The sequence below is a fragment of the Methylocystis sp. genome (assembly GCF_051061225.1).
In the GTDB taxonomy this organism is placed as follows: domain Bacteria; phylum Pseudomonadota; class Alphaproteobacteria; order Rhizobiales; family Beijerinckiaceae; genus Methylocystis.
Map to the genome: position 1 here is coordinate 140,116 of NZ_JBPFEB010000031.1, position 17,600 is coordinate 157,715.

Genomic DNA, 17,600 nt, shown 5'->3' on the forward strand with positions numbered 1-17,600 from the left:
CCGCCCCCGGTTTACAAGTTCCGGGCCAAAAGGCACAAGTGCGCTCAAGCTTTTCCGCCAGGGTCCGCTCATGCGCATCGACGGCCGCGACTACAGAACGATATGGCTCGACGCCGACGGCCGGCGAGTCCATGTGATCGACCAGACCCGCCTGCCCCATCGCTTCGAGACCGTCCGTCTCGACGGCCTCGACGACGCAGCCCGCGCCATTCGGGACATGATCGTGCGGGGCGCGCCGCTTATCGGCGTGACCGGGGCCTATGGGCTCGCCCTCGCCGCCGGCGCGGACCCCGGTGACGCCGCGCTCGAGTCGGCCTATGGGACGCTGCTCGCGACCCGCCCGACCGCCGTCAATCTGCGCTGGGCGCTCGACCGCGTGAAGGCGGCGCTGCTCCGCGCCTCGACATCCGAACGCGCGGCGCTGGCCTATGCCGAGGCCGGGCGAATCGCCGATGAAGACGTCGCCTGCTGCGCAGCCATCGGCGAGCACGGCGCGGCGCTGATCCGCGCGGCGGCGGAGAGAAGCCCCGGCCGGCCAGTGAATGTGCTCACGCATTGCAACGCCGGCTGGCTCGCGACCGTCGACTGGGGAACGGCGCTGGCGCCTGTTTACAAGGCGATGCGCGCCGGCGTTCCGGTGCACGTCTGGGTCGACGAGACGCGCCCGCGCAATCAGGGCGCGAGCCTGACGGCCTTCGAGCTTCTCAGCGAGGGCGTGCCGCACAGCGTCATCGCCGACAACGCCGGCGGGCATCTGATGCAGCACGGGCTCGTCGATCTGGCGATCGTCGGGACCGACCGCACCACGCGGACCGGCGACGTCTGCAACAAGATCGGCACCTACCTCAAGGCGCTGGCGGCGCATGACAATGGCGTGCCCTTCTATGTCGCGCTGCCCGGTTCGACCATCGACTGGCGACTGTCGGACGGCGTGGCGGAAATTCCGATCGAGGAGCGCGGCGCGCGCGAAGTCACGCATATCGGCGGCCGCCTGCCGGATGGCGGGCTGGCCGAAGTGCAGGTGACGCCCGAGGGTTCGCCCGCCCGCAACTGGGCCTTCGACGTGACGCCGGCGCGTTTCGTCACCGGGCTGGTCACGGAGCGCGGCGTCTGCGCCGCCAGCGCGAGCGGCCTGGCGAGCCTGTTTCCCGATCTCGCCGGTTAGCCCCGCTCCGCCTCCCTGCGCGGCCCGTAGCTCTTGAAGCGTTCGACGGTCCGCCAGATTTCATCGTCGGGCAGCACGACCGGCTCGCCTGCCATGGCGGCCAGATAATAGACCTGCGCCAGCGCCTCGAGCTCCACCGCGCGCCAGAGCGCCCGGCGCATGTCCGCCCCCACGACAATGGCGCCGTGATTGGCGAGAAGCGCGCCGTCACGGTCTTTCAGCCCCTCGACGACGAGGCGGGACAGCTCCGGCGTGCCATAGGAGGCGTAACCAACGCAGGGCACGCTCGGCCCGCCGAAGGCCGCGATCATGTAATGCACCGCCGGGATCGGGCGCCGAAGCGTCGCCAGCGTGGTGGCGTAGGTCGAATGCATATGCGCCACGGCCGCGACATCCGGGCGGGCGCGGTAGATGTCGAGGTGGAAGCGCCATTCGCTCGTGGGCGGCAGCGGTCCCTCGAAGGCGCCCTGGGCGTCCGCGAGCGGCATCCGGGCGATCATCTCGTTCCGAAGCTCCCGCGCGGGGACGCCGCTGGGCGTGACAAGAACAACATCTTCCACGCGCAACGACAGATTGCCCGCCGACCCGTGGTTGAGCCCCAGCCGCTCCAGCTCCACAGCCGCCGAAACAATCTCCTCGCGCCCCCCGGCTTCCGTCATCGCGCCGCCTCCCTCGCGCGATATTGCCCGCCGGACGGTTTGCTGTATAGGACGTAGTCTCCCCGAAGGGGGGCCGGTAGCTCAATGGTTAGAGCCGACCGCTCATAACGGTCTGGTTGGGGGTTCGAGTCCCTCCCGGCCTACCAAGGCTTATTCGGCACCGTTCGCCACCATTCACAAAACACCAATAAAACAAGCCGCTTGGCGTAAATGGTATCCTTGAGCATTCGTCCATGTTCGCTATAATCCGCGTTCAACTGGGGGACTGGTCGGGGGACTGAACGGGTGAGAGGCGGCTCGCTCAACGCGCGGAAAGTGGCCACTGCGCCGCCCGGCACATACTGCGATGGCGGCGGTCTTTACCTGATCGTCTCCGAGTTTGGATCGCGGAGCTGGGTCTACCGCTTCTCATTTGGGGACCGACGGCCGGAGATGGGGCTCGGGACCGTGGAGGAAGGCGTCGGACTCGCCGAGGCTCGGGCCGCCCGTGACGAAGCCCGCGCCATCAGGCGCTCTGGTCGGAACCCCATCGAGGCGCGGGAGGCGGCGCGGCGCGCCAGTGCCACGAAAAAGACCTTCGGCGAGGTCGCAGATGAACTTCTCGAATCGAAAGCTTCATCTTGGAAGCATCCAAAGCACGTGCACCAATGGAAGGTCTCGCTTAAGGAGTCAGCGGCCTCACTCCGCTCCCGACCGGTCGACGAAATAGATACGGAAGCGGTCGTGGATGTTCTGAAGCCGATATGGCTCGAAAAGCCCGCGCCGGCTTCGCGGCTGCGCCAGCGGATCGAAGCAGTTCTGGACGCAGCAAAGGCAAAGGGCCTGCGATCTGGCGAGAATCCAGCGCGCTGGCGTGGCCACCTCTCGCATTTGCTCCCGGAACGGCCGCGCCTGGTCAAAGGACATCACACAGCATTGCCCTACGCTGAGTTGCCCTCGCTCTTTTTACGTCTGCAGGAGGTCGAAACCACATCTGCCCATGCACTTCGATTTTGCATCCTGACCGCCACGCGATCGGCCGAAGTCTATGGCGCGGCCTGGGGAGAAATAGACATCAACGAGCGCATTTGGACGATCCCGTCCGCACGCATGAAGACAGCGCGTGAGCATCGGGTGCCCCTCTCCGATGCGGCGCTTGCCGTCATCAATGCCGTGAAACCGATTCGCGTGGGGGATTATGTCTTTCCGGGTCAGAGACGCGCCAAACCGCTCTCTCATGTGGCCATGGCGAAGGTGCTCGAGCGGCTCGGTGTCGCGGCGACCGTGCATGGGTTCCGAAGCGCGTTCCGAGATTGGGCGGGTAACGAGACACACTTTCCACGGGAGATCGCCGAGGCCGCACTGGCGCATTCAGTAGGCGATGAGACCGAGCGCGCTTATAGACGCTCCGATGCACTCGAAAAGCGCCGCGCTCTTATGGAGGCTTGGGCGAATTATTGCGGGAGCGGAAATTGATTGAACCCTTGCAAAAAACGCGGCGCGGGCCGCGCAAGGGCGATGGAGGCCGACCACGGCTTGCTATATCCGACGATCGCGACAGGCTTATTGTGACTTTCGCACTCTGGTTGATGTTCAATCGCGGGTCGAAGACAATCTTGAACGCCGCGGAAATAAAACTCATAGCGCTGCTTTTCGACCCCAACGATGAGGTCGAGCTTGACGCGGAAAGCGAACGCACCCGCCTTCGCATCGGGGCCAGGAACTTGGCCGGCTCGAGATCCATAAGCTTTGAAGGCGCCGAGCCGCGCAACACCGCCGCCGCGCCTGGTAACCGTCAATTTCTCAGGTCGAGAGTGGACGGCCTACGGAAGAAGATTGAAAAAAACTGGCCGCTTGTCGATCCCCGTAGGAAGCTTACGAAAGCTGCGCACCTCTCGCAGCACGAAATAGATGACGCACTGTGGCTTGTGGCTGCTTTTCACGCCGTCGATATGCTTTTCGCCGAGGCCCCTGGCGCCGGAGCCATTGCAAATACATCCCTCGTCAACCTCGGCCTATCCATCCCGCCGGTAGCCGCGCGCCGGATTAAAAACTTGTTCGGCGAGCCGCAAGCTCCTGATTTTAAGCCGTAAAAACTCGGAACTTTTTTCCGCCGCGAAAGCCAGCGGAGTTCGCTCATTCTTTTCCTCGTTCTCGCCGCTTCGTCGCGGTGCGCAAGGAGAGAGGAAACGATGCAGCTGACGATCAAAGAGCGTCTCGAAGCCGGGGGCAATCTTTCCGTCAAGGAAACGATGGCGCTCGCCAATGTCGGGACGACAAAATTCTACGCCGATGTAAAAGCCGGCCGCATTCGTGTTCGTAAATTCGGCACGAAGAGCGTCGTCGCGGCGGAGGACGCCAAGGCGTATATCGCCGGCAAGCCGCTTCCCCAGGAGGCCGCTTGACCGATGACCCACAAAACGATGAACCCGCCGGCGGGTGGCGCTCGGCGGGCTCGCGAATGTGACTGCTTGGCGGCTGTCACTTGCGAGATACTCGAAAACCCCACCGAAATCCACAAAATTCGCGTCGCGCACCTCGCGCGCCGTCATCGTTTCCCGACTGCCTGGGCCGCCGTCGCGTCGTTCTCTCCCGATTGGGGGCGCCCGTGAAACACATCCTCGGAATCGACGTTGGCGTCTCCGGCGCGATCGCGCTAATCACGCCTGCCGGAGAGCTGGTCGACGTGATCGACATGCCGACTCTCGCCGATGGCCCGGCCGGCCGCAGGGCCGTCAACGCGCCCCTGCTTGCGGACATAATTTGGAAAAGCCATGGCGGACACGCGTTTGTCGAGTTCGTCGGCGCCCGCCCCGGCGAAGGCGCGGTCGGCGCGTTCAGTTTTGGTCGCGCCCGCGGAGCGATCGAGGGCGTGCTCGCCGCCGCCGGAATCCCAGCGACGCTGATTACCTCGCCGTCTTGGAAGCGAGCTATCGGCATTCCCCCGGGCAAGGTCGGCGCAAAGGACGCTGCCAGGTCTGAAGCAATCCGCCGGTGGCCCGATAAGGCCCACCTGTTCGCCCGTGTCAAAGACGATGGCCGCGCCGAGGCGGCGTTGATCGCAGTTGCTGGCCTCTTGCGCCTCCGCTCCATAGAAGGGGGCGCCGATGGACGCTGACCTCCCAATTACCGACGTCCCCAATGGCCGGCCGATAGACCCGCGCACGCTCGGCCCCGGCATGCTCAACCTCGTTGAGCTGGAATATCTCGCGTGCGCGCCAATTGTGTGCGTTGAACACGCCTGGTCTGCGCTGTGGCGCCTCGGCGTGCGCGGGCGCGCCGTCAATGGCCGCGACCATCTCGACGCATTAGCCGCCGAGCCGGTTGTCTTCCTCCCTGGCGCACGGTTTGAGCTCGCGAAGTTCGCTCCAGGAAACCCGTCGACGCCAGCCGCGCTCATCCCGGCACGCGACGAATCTGCCGACGTCGTGGATCTCGCGGCTTGGGGCCTGGAACGCGGCGAACTTGCCCTCTGGCGCGGTGCACTGCCGGCGCTCGGCCTGGATAACCTCGAGCGCCCACGGGGAGATGGGCCGCTGGTCGCTCACGAGACTGTTCTCTCTTGGCTGCGAGCCGACCGCGAGGGCGTTTTTATTATCGACCCTTCCCGCGCGGCGCGCTGGCTTGATGGCGTGACGCTTGGCGTCATGGATCACGAGTTCGGAAGACGGTTACGCGAGGAATTGACGATCGCCCCTCGCATCGTCGCACCGCGGGAAAAACGCAGGAGGGCCGCATGAACGATTGGGCCCCTCTCGACGACAACCCTCCACAGTCGAGGTCCCGCTCCGCCAGCGATAAGCGCTTCAGGGTCGAACCATGGTCGCAGATCGCCTTCGACGGGCGCGAGGAATGGGCGATCAAGCGCGTTCTCCCGCGTGTTGGACTCGCGGCGATCTTCGGAAAGCCAGGCAGCTTTAAGAGCTTCATTGTGGCCCATATCGGACTTTCGGTCGCCCTTGGTTGGGACTGGGCGGGGCGGCGCGCCAATCAGGCACCCGTTTTATACATCGCGGCAGAGGCGGCGGCTGGGCTGCGGAAACGCAAGGCCGGGTTTCAGATCGCGCACCCTAACATTGGCGACGATGTTCCCTTTGCGATGATCCCTGCCGCGCCGAACCTAGGCGCCGAGAAGGGCGACCTTGCGGCGCTCGTCTCGGCCATAGAAGGGGCCTGCGAAACTCCCGGATTGCTCGTGTTGGACACGCTTGCCGCGACGCTCGCGGGCAATGATGAAAACGGGGCCGGAATGACCTCTTTCGTCGCGAATGCCGGCGCGCTGGCTGAGCGCTTCAACTGTCTCGTGCTCGTGGTGCACCATACGGGCCTTGGCGATGACCGCCGGATGCGCGGCCATTCATCTCTCTTGGGGGCGCTCGACGCCGCGATCCTCTGTGAGCGGATAGAAGGCGAACTTGCCGCAACGCTGACACTCGCCAAGCTCAAAGACGACATGTCAGACGTGAAGATGATCGCGCGGCTCGACCGCATAGTGATTGGCCACGACGAGGATGGCGACGAGGTTTCAACCCTCGTCGTAACCTCTGTGGAGGAGACGGAAGCAGCCGCGACCAAGCCGCGCGTGAAATTCATCCCACCCTCGCAACGGCTGATGATGGCCTGCGTTAGCGACGCGATCGAGGAAGCAGGCGAGAGGTTCAAACCATTCGCCAATGGGCCGCTTGTCCGGGGAGTTTCGGACACCGCAGTCCGGAAACTCTACTTCGCCAGGATAGCCGAAAAGGCAGATACTGACGAAGATCCAGAGAAATTGTTCGATCGCCAGCGCAAGGGCTTCAAGCGTTCGCTCGAGGCTGCGCTGAAATCCAGGGCCCTAATCGCGGGCGAGAGAAACGGGGAGCGCTTCATATGGCTCCCCTGATGCCCCATTCGGACCGGACCGGACATTTCGGACACTCCCTAAAGGGAGAGTGTCCTGTCCGTCCGGTTCCCGTTCCGACTTATGGCCAGGACATTTTCGGACAAAAGTCCGGTTTGTCCGGTTTGTCCGGTGGGAGTCGGGGCCAATGACCCCCTCCGCCACCCTCTCCGCCATCCTCTCGAAGCTCGATCCCGCCGACGCCGCCTTCGTCCGCGACCTCGCGGCGCGCGCCGATGCGACTGATGCGCGGTCGCGGCTGGACCGGCGAGACGACGCAATCCGGGACACCGTTGCGACCTTCTATCCCGACATGCCACCGAGTGCGGCTGCCAAGGCCCTCGCGCGCGACCTCGGCCGCGTTCTGACGGGCGGCCCGATCAGCAGCGGGGATCTCCGCGCCGCGCTTCGCCAGGTCGCTTCGCTCAACCGGGATCGCCCGATCGGGTGGCGGCAAGTGCTCAACATCCTCGACGGCGACCGGGGGCGCGAGACTTTGCAACTTTCCCGCCTTGATGTTGCAAACCAGCCCGAAGGAACATGACCGCACAGGTGATTTGCTTCGGGCCAATGGAGGGCAAATTGAAGAGCGTGCGCTTTCTCAAGACATATCGGATGTATCAAGTCGACGAAATCGCCGGCTTCTCTGACGCCGAGGCCAATGCGCTCATCGCTGCGAAGGTGGCCGTCGACGCCACGCCGCTTCTTGTCCGCGCCGCCGCCGCGCTGGGGCTGAAAAGACAAAACGAGACCGCCGCCAACGCCATGGCCGGGGAAAAGTGATATGGGTTTCTTTGATTTCATTCGCAGCAACGCCAACGCGGCAGAGACCGCCGAGGCGAAAATCGCGACCATCCTGGACGACCTGGAGGCCATCGAAGCCGAACGCGCGCGCCTCCACGCCGAACTTTCCGGTCACGCCGCCAAGCGCAAGGGGATGCTCACAGACTCTACCGTGAGCGAAGACGCAATCGTTAAACACGACGTCTCAGGAGATCGCCTTCACGCGCGGCTTGAAAGGCTGGACGCGCTCGAGGCCGAGCTGAACGACCGCCTCCAGCAAGCGCAACGCGAAGTCGCCGAACGCCAGATGCGCTCTGCCTTCGATGAGCGCCACGACGCGGCAACCGCTTTCCACGAGGCGATGAAATCGGCTCACGCAGCTCTCGAAGCGGTGAAGGCTGCCCATGTGGAATACGACGCCGCTGCGCGTAGGGCTGGCCATGTGCCGGCGCATTGGCATGATGGTGGGATTCTCGCTGTCAGTCACGAGGTGGTGGAGGGTTTCGGGAGTCGGCTGGATCAAGCGCGCCGCCACGAAGATAGCCGCCGCTCGGCGCTGGACGGGGGAGCCGAATGAGCGACCCGATCAGAGCTCTCGCCACTCACGAAGCCGCCCATGCCGCCGCGGCATTCGTGCTCGGGCTGCCTGTCAATGACGCGGTTTTGCAGGCGCGCGACGGCGGGGCGCGGCTATCGGGCTACGTCGGCGAGTTTCATAGCTGCCGGCGCGTCTCGATCGACGACATTCCCCAAGAAAACCCTGGCCCACCACCGGCATGGGCCAAGTCATTCGAGAGTCATCGCCTCTTTCTCCCCGGCGCTCTGGTCGCTTGGGCGGGCCCGTTGGCGCAGGAGCGCGTCGCCGGCAATACCCATGGCGACGAAGGCGACATGCGGCGCGTAACGAGCTTGGCGAATCTCACGCACTACGCCAGCGGCCGCTCCGCCGACGCCTGGACGCGACTAACCCGGATGGCCGCCCGGCGGTTGCTAGCGTCGCCCATGGTCTGGCGCGCCGTCAAAAACCTCGCCGACGAATTGTCGCGCGGCTTGCGCCTCGAACTGATCAAAGCCGAGCACGCCGAAGAGACGGGGCTAGTCGAATTCATGGTTCCCGCCGCAACGGCCGAACGCCTGCTGGAGGCCGGCGGGGCGCGGCGGGGGATTTTCGAGAACTGGGGGACGGTCGAATGATCAGAATGCTTAAGGACTTCCGACACTACAGGGCGGGGCAAACACTCGAGCTCCCCGCCCACGAAGCCGACGCCCTGATTTTCTTCGGCGTCGCCAGCGACGCGCCAGCGGAAGCCGCCGAGCGCATCCAAGGCCCTTCGCCAGACTTTTCCGCAGGCAGCGGGAATGCCTCGGCTCGCGAGCTTCTGCAACGGAGGATCGATGCTCTCGACCTGGCGGCAAGCGCGAAAGCCGGGGAAGTAAAACAGGCGACTAGCGAAGAGGAGATCGCGGAAATCGAGCGCGCGCACGGTTCGATCTGTGACGAGCTCGCCGCACATAACCGCGCGCTGCGCGTCCTCGAGTCGATCTCGTAGCAGGGTCTCGGAATGCGCGCCCGTCCCCATCGGCGGAAGACGACGCGCGAGGCGGGCGGTGGCGAGCAGCAGCGCCGCCGCCCGCTGACCATCGGGAGGGCGAGGAGGGCTGGAGGGTATGCCGTCACGGGTCCTCCAGGCGCTCCAAAAAAGCGGGGCGGTGCGTGGCAGCCCGGGAAAAGACGCTCTTCAACTTCCCCCTAGGGCATTGACATAACGTTTTCAACCACTTGAGCGGCGGACCCTTATGAGAAAACCGACCAAAAATGTGCAAACCAGCAGGGGGATGGCTGCGACAGTTCAAGAGGCTGAGAAGACGCAGGCCGAATTCGGCGCGATGTGCGCCATGTCCCGACAGCGTGTTAGCCGCTTCGTCCGCGAAGGAGCGATCCCCACGAATGCCGAGGGCAAGATTCCGCACCCTGCCGGCCTTCAAGCGCTGATCGAACACCTCTCACAGACGGCCGCCGGCCGTGGCGGGGGAAGCGCGCAGGCAGACTTGGCGAAGGAACGCGCTGCCTTGGCGCGCGCTCAGAGAGAAGCCGTTGAACTCAAAACCAGGTCGCTCCTCGGCGAATACGTCCTCGCCAAAGACGTTGAGCGGAAATGGGGCGATATGTGTTTTCTCATTCGCAATCGGCTCTTGGCCATCCCATCTCAGATCCCCTTCGATATTCCACACCTGACCCGAGCCGAGCTCGAAATATTCGACCGCTACATTCGCGACGCTTTGACCGAAATCGCGGATGATCTTGACGCGCAAGCAAAGGAAAAATCGAATGACTGAAGAACAGGTCGCCCGCCATCCCGCGAGAGACGCGGCGCTGAGAGAGACCGCCACGCGCCTAGCGCGAATTGCCATAAAAGAGGCTGACGATGTGACGCTCGCGCATTGCACCGGCACATTTGAGGCAGCCATTGGCATGATGAAGGCAAGGACCTCGCCACGGGAAACGGCGGCATTCCTTCTCTCTGCCGCCGAAGCGATCATGGATCAGGAAGACCACGCCCAACGCGCGGCGGGCGCCGAACTGAAAGCGGAGTAACTCCATGGCCGTTAAAACGATCGAAACACGCGCGAAAATCACCGCTGAGGATCGCACCGGCGCGACATTCGCGAGCGTCGCGCAGAAGCTCCGGCAGATGGAGGGAGCCGCCGCCGGGGCCAGCCGCCGCATGGACGGGATCGCTCGGGCGATGAGCTCCGTGGGGCAATCCAAAATGCTCCACGAGGACATTGCCCAGCGTATGTCCAGTTCTCTGAATATGACGACTGCGGCCGTCGCGGCGAGCGTTGGGGCCAACCGCACTCGTCTTTCCGAGACCGCGCGCGTTGTCGGCGAGCGCCTTGTCGGAGCAACCATCACGACCGGCGCGTTGGCAGGCGCCACTGTCCCCTTCGTTGCGAAAATCTCAAAGGACGCGGCGGATCAAGTTCACGAACGCATCAAGATGGAATCCTCCGGCATGACCGGCCCGGAGATCGCCGACGCTTTCAGCGAGGCGGGGAAGCTCTCGCGCGAGTTCAAGCCGATCGCGCAAAACGACATTCTTCACATGCTGCGCAACGCGCGTTCCATCGTCGGCACCTATGAGGAAGCCGCGCAGATCATGGAACCGATGTTGAAGCTTCGCACGATAGCGCAGTTCAACCGGCCGAGTGAGAACGTAAACGAAGATTTCGACCAGCTCGTCAAGGGTCTCGAAATCAAAGGCGTGACGCAGGACTTGCCGAAGCTGAAGGAATATCTGAACGGCATTGCGAAGGCGCTCAACGTCTTCGGCGACACGCTGAAGCCCTATCAGTATTACGAGATGTTCAAATATGGCCGTCAGGCTACGCCGGGCCTCTCCGAGCATTTCATCCTTTCGACTGCCCCCACGCTGGCGCAGGAATTGGGCGGCTCGTCTTACGGTAAGGCGGTGAGTGCGTTCAACGCGGCGATTGTCGGCGGCGTCATGAAGCATTCGGCGCTCAAGGACTTCGTGTCCCTCGGGCTTGCGGATCAGAAGGACTTGCTCTTCACGAAGACGGGTGAGGCAAAGGGCTTTAAGCCCGGAGCCCACATGCAGGGCTGGCAGCTCGCGCAGAGCGACCCCAACGAGTGGGTGAAGCAGTTCTATCTGCCATCACTCGCCAAGGCCGGCGTGACGAGCAAGGAAGATATTCTCGCGCGCATCTCGCAAGATTTCCAGAACCAGACGGCCGCGCAGATGGTCGGCCTGCTCGCGACGCAGCAACCGCGCATCACCAAGGATGCTGCGCTCATCGAAGGTGCGAAGGGCCTCGACGCCGCATACACGCAAATGACGCAAGACCTCGGGCAGGCAACGCAGGGGCTCAAGAACCAGTTTGACGCCTTGTCCGCGACGCTCGGCAAGGACGTGACGCCGAAACTGACGGGCATTGTAGACTGGGCGTCGGAAAAGCTCGGAATCCTCAACAAGGACCTGACCGAAGATCCGCATAAGCGCACGCAGACGCTCATCGGGGGCGGGCTTTTGGCCGGGCTTGGGACGCATTTCGGCCTTGCGAGCCTCGGCGGCTATTTCGGCGGTGCCGGGCTCGGCGCGTCTCTTGGCGCGTTCGCGAATACGATGGGGCCTGTCGCGCTTGCCGCAGACCTGGGCGCTCTTGGCTACAAGCTGACGGAAAACTACCGCAAGCTCTCTGCGATGCTGGACGAGACCGACAAACTTTTTCAGGTTCCGAAACCGATCGCCGAGATGACTGCCCCGGCCAAAAGCGAACGCGCCGGCATCCTGAATTTTGGGCTCGGCGGGCCTGTGATGCAGCAAACGCCAGTCGCGAAGCTCGAGGGCGCGGCGCGCATCGCTGTAGACGTGCGCGTGGCGCCCGCGCCGGGTTTCAGCATCTTCGCGACCTCGACAACGTCGACAGAGGGCGCGCTGTCGCCTGACACTGGCGTGTCCATGCCGCCGACGCAATGACGCGCACGACGAAAACGCGCCTCACAGTTGAAATCCAGCACGTCGGCAGGGGCGGCGTGCTGGCGATCGCGAGCGCCCGCGTGTGGATCTCGGGAGTCGAGATCGCCGTGAATGGCCTCGAGGTCCGCCGCGGCCTGGACGGCAAGCTCACGATCGACGCGCCGGGCGTGGCGCATGGGGGGAAGGTGCTCCCCGCCATCGAACTGCCCCCGGAGCTGGAGCGGGCGATCGGGCGTGAGATAACAGCCCTCTTGTGATCGCGACCGTGCTGAAACCCACAACGCGCCCAGCGCATCGTGGCAAACTCGACCTCCGAGAGGATGACTTCAGCACTCAAGCAAATGTGGAGGCACCTTTTCGCCGCGTAGGAATTTTTGATAGGCGATGAGATTGCGGATCAGCCTCCAGATCTTCTCTTCCTCTTCCACCAGTTTCTCCAGCGTCCACACAGATTTTTTTGCCCCCTTAGTCTTGTGGAGCTCAGTCCGTGTCTTTCCTACTGAGGAGACCCGCAAAGGCTTTCCGCTTTTATCCACGGTGATAATTACTGTGGTGCCCGCACTGACAGAATTGCCGTGCGCCATTTCGTTTCTCGCTTCTGCCGCAGCAATGACTCTTCCACTGAGATCGCGCCATGGGGCGACAATGCTTTCATCAAGACCAAAAAGCGCGGCAGATATAGCCTTAATCTTTGTGTCTAGGCCTCTATTTGCCACAACCGAGAATATGGCAGATGCTCTCTCCTCATCGCCGCCCAAAGCGGCACAGAATACCTGCGGCAAGAAGTCTTCGACACTCTGGTATCTCACGATGCAACGCCCGACCAACTCAAAAAAGCGTTCTCGGTGTTTTAGGGATTCCTCTAGATCATCATCGTCTTCAGCCTGATCGTTCATCTTCGTGCCTATTACTTCCTCGGCCTCACCCCCGGCCCCTCGCCGTTCTCAAGAAGCAACTCAAAGTCGGCCACTTCGCGTGCCCGCTCATAATTTGCAGCGATGCGCATGAGGATGGCCGCGGCGAGCAATCCGTCTTCGCCTAGGTTCATGCCCGCTAGGCGCTCGCCCGTCTCCTTGAGCTTCTGGGGTCATCTCGACTTTGAGCTTCATCCCATCGCTCCCCAAGGGGCCGACGCCCTATTGCCCGTCCGCTCCGCCCCCGCCCAGGAATTTCTCCACCTTAGGCCGGCCTCGCTCCGCGCTTTCCTTTTTTGATCCTCATGGCCGCCTCGGCACCGCTTGAAGCAACCTGTCAACCTCTTCGAGGGACACCCAATCCCTTCCTGCAATGCGCCAGATGACAAGCCGCCCGCGGTCTCTTTCCGTGCGAAGCGCGCCGACTGAGACGCCAACGAGCTTCGCCGCCTCAGTTAGTCGCATTCGCTGCTCATTGTCCGTCGAACTCATTTCCGAGTTTCCTTTCTGCGCCGCACCCCCGGACCTTCATGCCGGCGGCTTTAATTTTCCCCGCCCGGTCAGGCCCAGCGCTCTGCGCACGGCGTGAGTGTTTTTGCCCGATATCACCAGCTCGCCATTCTTGCGGATCTGCACCACGAGCCCCCCTGGGGCCCGAACCCGCCAGCCGTGCGCTAATTCTCGGCAAGAGATCTCTGCGTCCGAAATCCCCATGGACCGCAGCGTTTCAATGATTGTCGTAGGGCTTAGCGGCTCGGCCATCGCCTATGGTCCATTCGATCTTGCCAGCCGCACAGGCACCATACCATCGCGGTTGTCGAAAGCCACGCCTGCTGCCTACGCTGTGGAGTGGTCGGCGGTGCCTGTGCGGGCGGCTTCAGCGATCGCAAAATCCTCGACATGGGCTCCTCGCGATGGTTGGCGTGCTGCGGAGCTTCGAGGGTCCGAGGTTGGCGCCTATTTCACCTCCGAGAGCTTGGCGCATACGCTAGACGCCCACAGTCGGGGCAATAAGGCACGCCGATAACTGCCGGCGCGCCGCAAAAGAGCGTCGGCGGTTCATGGATCAGACCTAACGGAAACCTGCAACGTCCTTCGCGCAACTCCCAGAACGATATTCCGGCGCTCCTCGCGCTCTTACGCGCTCGGTTAGCCAAAGCCGCGGCGGCATCACTCATAATCAGTTCCTTTCCTAGCGCCGCGTTTGCAGCACTACTCGTCGTTCTCGGCGCTGAGATTCTCGATCGGGATTACAGAAGCCGCCGCATTGTCCTGCTTGTCCCTCCGGAGACGTACGCCCGGCCCGCCATCGGCGCTTTCGCCCGGTTCGAGGAAAACGACACCCGCCGCCTCGAGCGCGGCGCGGATGGCGTCAAGCGTTCGCGGATGCAGATTTTCCCCTGCCTCGAGCCGAGAGATTGTTGCCGGAGCGACCTTCGCAAGCTCGGCCAATTCTCGCACGCCTAGACCAAGTGCGACTCTGGCCATCTTGCATTGAACCGGGACCATGTGCGCACCCTGTTATAAGTTTGAGTTGACGTCCTGAGTTTTTCGCCCTAACGTTAGAGCGTCGTTATAACTTTCTATCACGCCTCGCACCGCCGGAAAACCCCTTTCCGGTGAACGGGAAAGCCATGCCCATGACCTGGAAGACCGCCGCAACCCTCTACTTCCTCAGTCCATTTGCCCTGCTCTGGCTCGCCTTCACCGCGGCCGAAACCGCGCGCGCCGTGGCCGCCATTCGGGGAGGCCGCCGTCATGGCCGCTGAGACCGAAGCCGAAACCATCATCGGCCCGACGCCTTACGATTTGGCGCTTAGGCAGTTCCGCCGGCTCGACGCGTTGGCGCAGCTCGTTTCCATCGCCGAGCAGTATGACGCGATCAACAGAGTCGACGGCTTGGACGAATTGTTGAAGGACGCCGCTAGAGCAGCCGGTGACCTCCTTGAGATGATGCGTGCCGAGAAGGAGGCGAGAAATGGCTGATCCCCTGTCCGCCGCCATTGAGCGCCACAAGACGGCCCGCGCCGCCATCGAGGCCCACACCGGCCCCGACGATGTGCCGCAGGAGCTCGTCGACGCCGAGACTGCCGCCTTGGACACGCTGGCCCGCACCCCATGCGCCGACGACGCAGAGTTCTTTTCGAAGCTCGCCTACCTGCTTTCAGTCCAGAAGGCGCTTTGGGGGGCTAGCTGGGCGACGTCCTACGCCGAAGAGATTCTCACCGCGATCGACATTCACCTGACGACAAGAGGGCAGCCATGATGCACGCGGCCCCTCCATCGCGCAGCTTCGTAGAACTCCCCCGCGACGCTCGCCGCCGTATCGAGGCGCTGGTCGAGACGCTGATCGACTTGCTTGATCAGCTCGACGGCGACGCGGATCTCGAAGACGGAGCCGACGAAGAGCTTGGGCCGCCGAGCGGCGACCGAAATCCCACCCGGATTTACTGATCTCGGCCCGCGCCTACGGGCGCGGGAAAGTCCACAGCAGCGATTCCCCCATGGGACGAAGGACCGGGAACATGACCGGCCGGGCAGCGAAGCGGGCGAAAGTGGCCCGACGCAATTTTGCGTTGGGCGCACAGGACGCGGCCCGAACAGGAGCCGCACGGGAAGCGGATGTGGCTGGCGTCGCGCCGTTTCCCCGCCGTCAGATGAAGCAGCGATGAAGGGCCTACCGGCTGACCCGGGCCCGCGAAAGCAGTCGCCACGCCAGTGCAACGATACGGCCCGGCTCCGAAAGCCAGCCGATGCATTTCGCCCTTGCTAGGCGAAGTGCGTCCTCCCCGCCCTCACCAAAAGCCATCGGGGAAACTCCCGAAAAGACATCTGAAAAAAAGACGCTCTTGGGGAAGCCCAATGCCCGCTGATCGTGACCAGACAGACCCCTTCCAGCGGTTCCTCTCAGCCTTCCCGGCGAGAGACGAGCCGCACGACGTCACCGCCGCGCGGGAGGCATGGGCCCGGGCGATCAGGCGCGCGGACTCCGAGGCGATCATCGCGGGCGCCTTGGCCTATGCACGGTCCAGAGAGGGCCAGCCGGCGAGGTTCACCATGTCGGCGCGGCGCTGGCTGGATGAGGGGCGGTGGCGCAACGGGCCAAAATCTGGGCCGGTTAAACCGCTCGTCTGGATCGAGTGCGGATCCCCTGAATGGGCCGCGTGGACCCGCTTCAGAGGCCGGACACCGCCTCTCGATCGGCGCGGCGGCTGGCGCTTCCCGAGCCGCTGGCCGCCGGCGATGCAGGCGGCCGAGTGAAACTATGATCGGGATTGCCGGAGGACCCATGCGCACGAATTATACACCAGGCCAGAAGGGCGAAGGCGGCCGAGCTAACGAAGGGCGACTTTCGCGGGCTCGGCCGCTGCGTTCCAACGGTGCCTGAGCACGCCATGGGCGGCGGAACGCATTCGCGCCGAGCGCCAGCCCGATCAACATGGGCCGCGACATCACCGCCCAGCGGCGCGTGGCCTGACGCGCGTCCTCCCCCCTTCTCGCCATCGTCTACGCCCTGCTCGGCAGGATGGTTACAAGCTAGAGTCTTCTGCTCCCAAGGGGGCGTGATGGACCGTCATACAAATCGCCGCACATTTAGCTCCTGGGGTTGGACCGTCACGCCATAGCCACGCCACAGGAACGTAGGAGCGTCCCTGCGGATCCTCCGATTGGAACGATATCTTCAAATTGTCTTCCACTTGGGTCACACCCGCAGGAAGGACTTTGAACGCTCCGGTCTTCTCATCGTGCATATGCGGCATGTAAATGCCGAGATTATATGTTGCCAATTTGCGCATCATTTCTTGAATCTCGGGCAGTTCTATTGCGCGTCGTGCAATGGCTAATTCTTCCGGAAGATTGGGCAAATCGTTGGATTCGGCGATTGGCTGTGTTGTCATATTCATGTTTTTTCCCATTTTTTGCTAACCAAGCAATGTTCGTTTCTGCTCAATTCGCAGGATTTCCGGGTTTACCGGGGTTTCTAATGATGCCCCCAAATCTGTCTCCCCAATTCCTGGACTTGTTCTCGATGTCCTTATCTTCTTCACTCTTGGCGGGCTGCGATGTTTGCTTGCTGGGCTCAGTGGATTTTGTCGTCGGCTCTGTGGATTTTACCGACGTTGAAGGTTTGTCGTCGTTGCCCATGATCATGCGCTCCCTTGTATTCGGCGGGGCCTTTGCTGTGGCAGCCATCCATGGTGCCGTGCGTATTTGCCGGCGAGATGGATGAGCCGCCGCGGCACCATGACAATGCGGCCAACTGGATTTCGTTCCGGCGTGACCGCGAATGGACAGGCCGGGCGTTTTTGCATCTAACTATCTGGAACCGAACGGTGTTACTCGCATTACGCTCTCAGGAGGCCCCCTCGCTTGCCTGAGAACTCGCCATGCCGGAACAAGTCATAGCCCTCGCTATCACCCTGGAGGCTTTTGTCCTTACGATCATCACAGCGTTGCAGATCGCAGTTTGAAAGTCTGCAAACGCCCCGACCGTGGATGTATCGGCGGGGCGTTTTAATCTAGCGCCCAGGGGAATCTCTGCTTATTTCGAAGATAACCGTTCCGTTCTGGCTTCTAACTAGAGGGTGTTATGCACCTTGGAGCATGAATTCTGCGGCGCGCTTGAGCATGAGACATGCGAAGGCGACGACGTGGAGGCCTGCGAGGGTCTGAGCATAGCGCTCGTAATCTTTGACGAGCCGCCTGCATCGTGTCGCC

General features: G+C 62.9%; 27 protein-coding genes, 1 tRNA gene and 1 pseudogene. 22 read left to right on the forward strand and 7 right to left on the reverse strand.

Annotated features, from left to right (window positions below; translation table 11 throughout):
- The first annotated feature begins 70 nt into the window (after window positions 1–70).
- On the forward strand, window positions 71–1,165 hold the full coding sequence (gene mtnA / locus ACR652_RS07565; RefSeq protein WP_434505908.1) for an S-methyl-5-thioribose-1-phosphate isomerase: 1,095 nt from the start codon (window positions 71–73) through the stop codon (window positions 1,163–1,165).
- Here the strand turns inward: mtnA and ACR652_RS07570 are convergent.
- Complete coding sequence (locus ACR652_RS07570) at window positions 1,162–1,824, reverse strand: class II aldolase/adducin family protein (RefSeq protein WP_434505909.1); 663 nt, start codon at window positions 1,822–1,824, stop codon at window positions 1,162–1,164. The genes mtnA and ACR652_RS07570 overlap by 4 nt on opposite strands.
- Window positions 1,825–1,894: 70 nt before the next feature.
- On the opposite strand from ACR652_RS07570, the gene ACR652_RS07575 reads away from it, so the two are divergent.
- The 16 genes from ACR652_RS07575 (at window position 1,895) to ACR652_RS07650 (ending at window position 12,224) form a co-directional block, all read left to right on the forward strand.
- Window positions 1,895–1,970, forward strand: a tRNA-Ile gene (locus ACR652_RS07575).
- Between the two features lie 169 nt (window positions 1,971–2,139).
- Entirely contained in the window at window positions 2,140–3,279 is a 1,140-nt protein-coding gene (locus ACR652_RS07580; protein ID WP_434505910.1) for a tyrosine-type recombinase/integrase, read from the forward strand.
- Window positions 3,276–3,896: a hypothetical protein gene (locus ACR652_RS07585; protein ID WP_434505911.1), complete on the forward strand. Its 621-nt coding sequence runs from the start codon at window positions 3,276–3,278 to the stop codon at window positions 3,894–3,896. Before ACR652_RS07580 ends, ACR652_RS07585 begins: the two co-directional genes overlap by 4 nt.
- 99 nt (window positions 3,897–3,995) lie before the next feature.
- Window positions 3,996–4,208: a DNA-binding protein gene (locus ACR652_RS07590; protein ID WP_434505912.1), complete on the forward strand. Its 213-nt coding sequence runs from the start codon at window positions 3,996–3,998 to the stop codon at window positions 4,206–4,208.
- 281 nt (window positions 4,209–4,489) lie between these two features.
- Window positions 4,490–4,921: a hypothetical protein gene (locus ACR652_RS07595; RefSeq protein ID WP_434505913.1), complete on the forward strand. Its 432-nt coding sequence runs from the start codon at window positions 4,490–4,492 to the stop codon at window positions 4,919–4,921.
- Window positions 4,911–5,543 (forward strand): hypothetical protein, encoded by a 633-nt coding sequence (locus ACR652_RS07600; protein WP_434505914.1) that lies wholly within the window; start codon window positions 4,911–4,913, stop codon window positions 5,541–5,543. The genes ACR652_RS07595 and ACR652_RS07600 overlap by 11 nt, the downstream gene beginning before the upstream one ends.
- A complete protein-coding gene (locus ACR652_RS07605) occupies window positions 5,540–6,685 on the forward strand; it encodes an AAA family ATPase (protein WP_434505915.1) in 1,146 nt (381 codons plus the stop codon). Before ACR652_RS07600 ends, ACR652_RS07605 begins: the two co-directional genes overlap by 4 nt.
- A gap of 145 nt (window positions 6,686–6,830) precedes the next feature.
- A complete protein-coding gene (locus ACR652_RS07610) occupies window positions 6,831–7,226 on the forward strand; it encodes a hypothetical protein (RefSeq protein ID WP_434505916.1) in 396 nt (131 codons plus the stop codon).
- 38 nt (window positions 7,227–7,264) lie between these two features.
- On the forward strand, window positions 7,265–7,465 hold the full coding sequence (locus ACR652_RS07615) for a hypothetical protein (protein ID WP_434505917.1): 201 nt from the start codon (window positions 7,265–7,267) through the stop codon (window positions 7,463–7,465).
- A 1-nt stretch (window position 7,466) separates the two neighbouring features.
- Window positions 7,467–8,042, forward strand: a complete 576-nt coding sequence (locus tag ACR652_RS07620; protein WP_434505918.1) for a hypothetical protein — start codon at window positions 7,467–7,469, stop codon at window positions 8,040–8,042.
- Complete coding sequence (locus ACR652_RS07625; RefSeq protein WP_434505919.1) at window positions 8,039–8,659, forward strand: hypothetical protein; 621 nt, start codon at window positions 8,039–8,041, stop codon at window positions 8,657–8,659. The genes ACR652_RS07620 and ACR652_RS07625 overlap by 4 nt, the downstream gene beginning before the upstream one ends.
- Window positions 8,656–9,015 carry a hypothetical protein gene (locus ACR652_RS07630; RefSeq protein WP_434505920.1) on the forward strand — a complete coding sequence of 120 codons (360 nt, stop codon included), beginning with the start codon at window positions 8,656–8,658 and terminating at the stop codon, window positions 9,013–9,015. The genes ACR652_RS07625 and ACR652_RS07630 overlap by 4 nt, the downstream gene beginning before the upstream one ends.
- A 247-nt stretch (window positions 9,016–9,262) precedes the next feature.
- A complete protein-coding gene (locus tag ACR652_RS07635; RefSeq protein ID WP_434505921.1) occupies window positions 9,263–9,802 on the forward strand; it encodes a hypothetical protein in 540 nt (179 codons plus the stop codon).
- Complete coding sequence (locus ACR652_RS07640; protein ID WP_434505922.1) at window positions 9,795–10,061, forward strand: hypothetical protein; 267 nt, start codon at window positions 9,795–9,797, stop codon at window positions 10,059–10,061. Before ACR652_RS07635 ends, ACR652_RS07640 begins: the two co-directional genes overlap by 8 nt.
- A 4-nt stretch (window positions 10,062–10,065) precedes the next feature.
- A complete protein-coding gene (locus ACR652_RS07645) occupies window positions 10,066–11,967 on the forward strand; it encodes a hypothetical protein (protein ID WP_434505923.1) in 1,902 nt (633 codons plus the stop codon).
- Entirely contained in the window at window positions 11,964–12,224 is a 261-nt protein-coding gene (locus ACR652_RS07650) for a hypothetical protein (protein WP_434505924.1), read from the forward strand. Before ACR652_RS07645 ends, ACR652_RS07650 begins: the two co-directional genes overlap by 4 nt.
- A 69-nt stretch (window positions 12,225–12,293) precedes the next feature.
- On the opposite strand, the gene ACR652_RS07655 is transcribed toward ACR652_RS07650, so the two are convergent.
- The 3 genes from ACR652_RS07655 to ACR652_RS07665 all read right to left on the reverse strand — a co-directional run bounded on the left by ACR652_RS07655 (window position 12,294) and on the right by ACR652_RS07665 (window position 14,390).
- A complete protein-coding gene (locus tag ACR652_RS07655) occupies window positions 12,294–12,863 on the reverse strand; it encodes a hypothetical protein (protein ID WP_434505925.1) in 570 nt (189 codons plus the stop codon).
- 980 nt (window positions 12,864–13,843) lie between these two features.
- On the reverse strand, window positions 13,844–14,059 hold the full coding sequence (locus ACR652_RS07660; RefSeq protein ID WP_434505926.1) for a GcrA family cell cycle regulator: 216 nt from the start codon (window positions 14,057–14,059) through the stop codon (window positions 13,844–13,846).
- A 34-nt stretch (window positions 14,060–14,093) separates the two neighbouring features.
- On the reverse strand, window positions 14,094–14,390 hold the full coding sequence (locus tag ACR652_RS07665) for a helix-turn-helix domain-containing protein (protein WP_434505927.1): 297 nt from the start codon (window positions 14,388–14,390) through the stop codon (window positions 14,094–14,096).
- A gap of 131 nt (window positions 14,391–14,521) precedes the next feature.
- Between ACR652_RS07665 and ACR652_RS07670 the strand changes: the two genes are divergently transcribed.
- From ACR652_RS07670 to ACR652_RS07690, 5 genes are all read left to right on the forward strand, one after another.
- Window positions 14,522–14,650 (forward strand): hypothetical protein, encoded by a 129-nt coding sequence (locus ACR652_RS07670; protein WP_434505928.1) that lies wholly within the window; start codon window positions 14,522–14,524, stop codon window positions 14,648–14,650.
- Window positions 14,640–14,867 carry a hypothetical protein gene (locus tag ACR652_RS07675; protein WP_434505929.1) on the forward strand — a complete coding sequence of 76 codons (228 nt, stop codon included), beginning with the start codon at window positions 14,640–14,642 and terminating at the stop codon, window positions 14,865–14,867. Before ACR652_RS07670 ends, ACR652_RS07675 begins: the two co-directional genes overlap by 11 nt.
- Window positions 14,860–15,147 (forward strand): hypothetical protein, encoded by a 288-nt coding sequence (locus tag ACR652_RS07680; RefSeq protein ID WP_434505930.1) that lies wholly within the window; start codon window positions 14,860–14,862, stop codon window positions 15,145–15,147. Before ACR652_RS07675 ends, ACR652_RS07680 begins: the two co-directional genes overlap by 8 nt.
- Window positions 15,144–15,335: a hypothetical protein gene (locus tag ACR652_RS07685; RefSeq protein ID WP_434505931.1), complete on the forward strand. Its 192-nt coding sequence runs from the start codon at window positions 15,144–15,146 to the stop codon at window positions 15,333–15,335. Before ACR652_RS07680 ends, ACR652_RS07685 begins: the two co-directional genes overlap by 4 nt.
- A 408-nt stretch (window positions 15,336–15,743) precedes the next feature.
- A complete protein-coding gene (locus tag ACR652_RS07690; protein ID WP_434505932.1) occupies window positions 15,744–16,142 on the forward strand; it encodes a hypothetical protein in 399 nt (132 codons plus the stop codon).
- 269 nt (window positions 16,143–16,411) lie between these two features.
- On the opposite strand, the gene ACR652_RS07695 is transcribed toward ACR652_RS07690, so the two are convergent.
- The 3 genes and pseudogenes from ACR652_RS07695 to ACR652_RS07705 form a co-directional block, all read right to left on the reverse strand.
- Window positions 16,412–16,786 (reverse strand): hypothetical protein, encoded by a 375-nt coding sequence (locus ACR652_RS07695; protein WP_434505933.1) that lies wholly within the window; start codon window positions 16,784–16,786, stop codon window positions 16,412–16,414.
- Between the two features lie 43 nt (window positions 16,787–16,829).
- On the reverse strand, window positions 16,830–17,027 hold the full coding sequence (locus tag ACR652_RS07700; protein ID WP_434505934.1) for a hypothetical protein: 198 nt from the start codon (window positions 17,025–17,027) through the stop codon (window positions 16,830–16,832).
- A gap of 443 nt (window positions 17,028–17,470) precedes the next feature.
- Window positions 17,471–17,600: pseudogene (locus ACR652_RS07705) on the reverse strand (IS5/IS1182 family transposase); the annotation flags it as partial.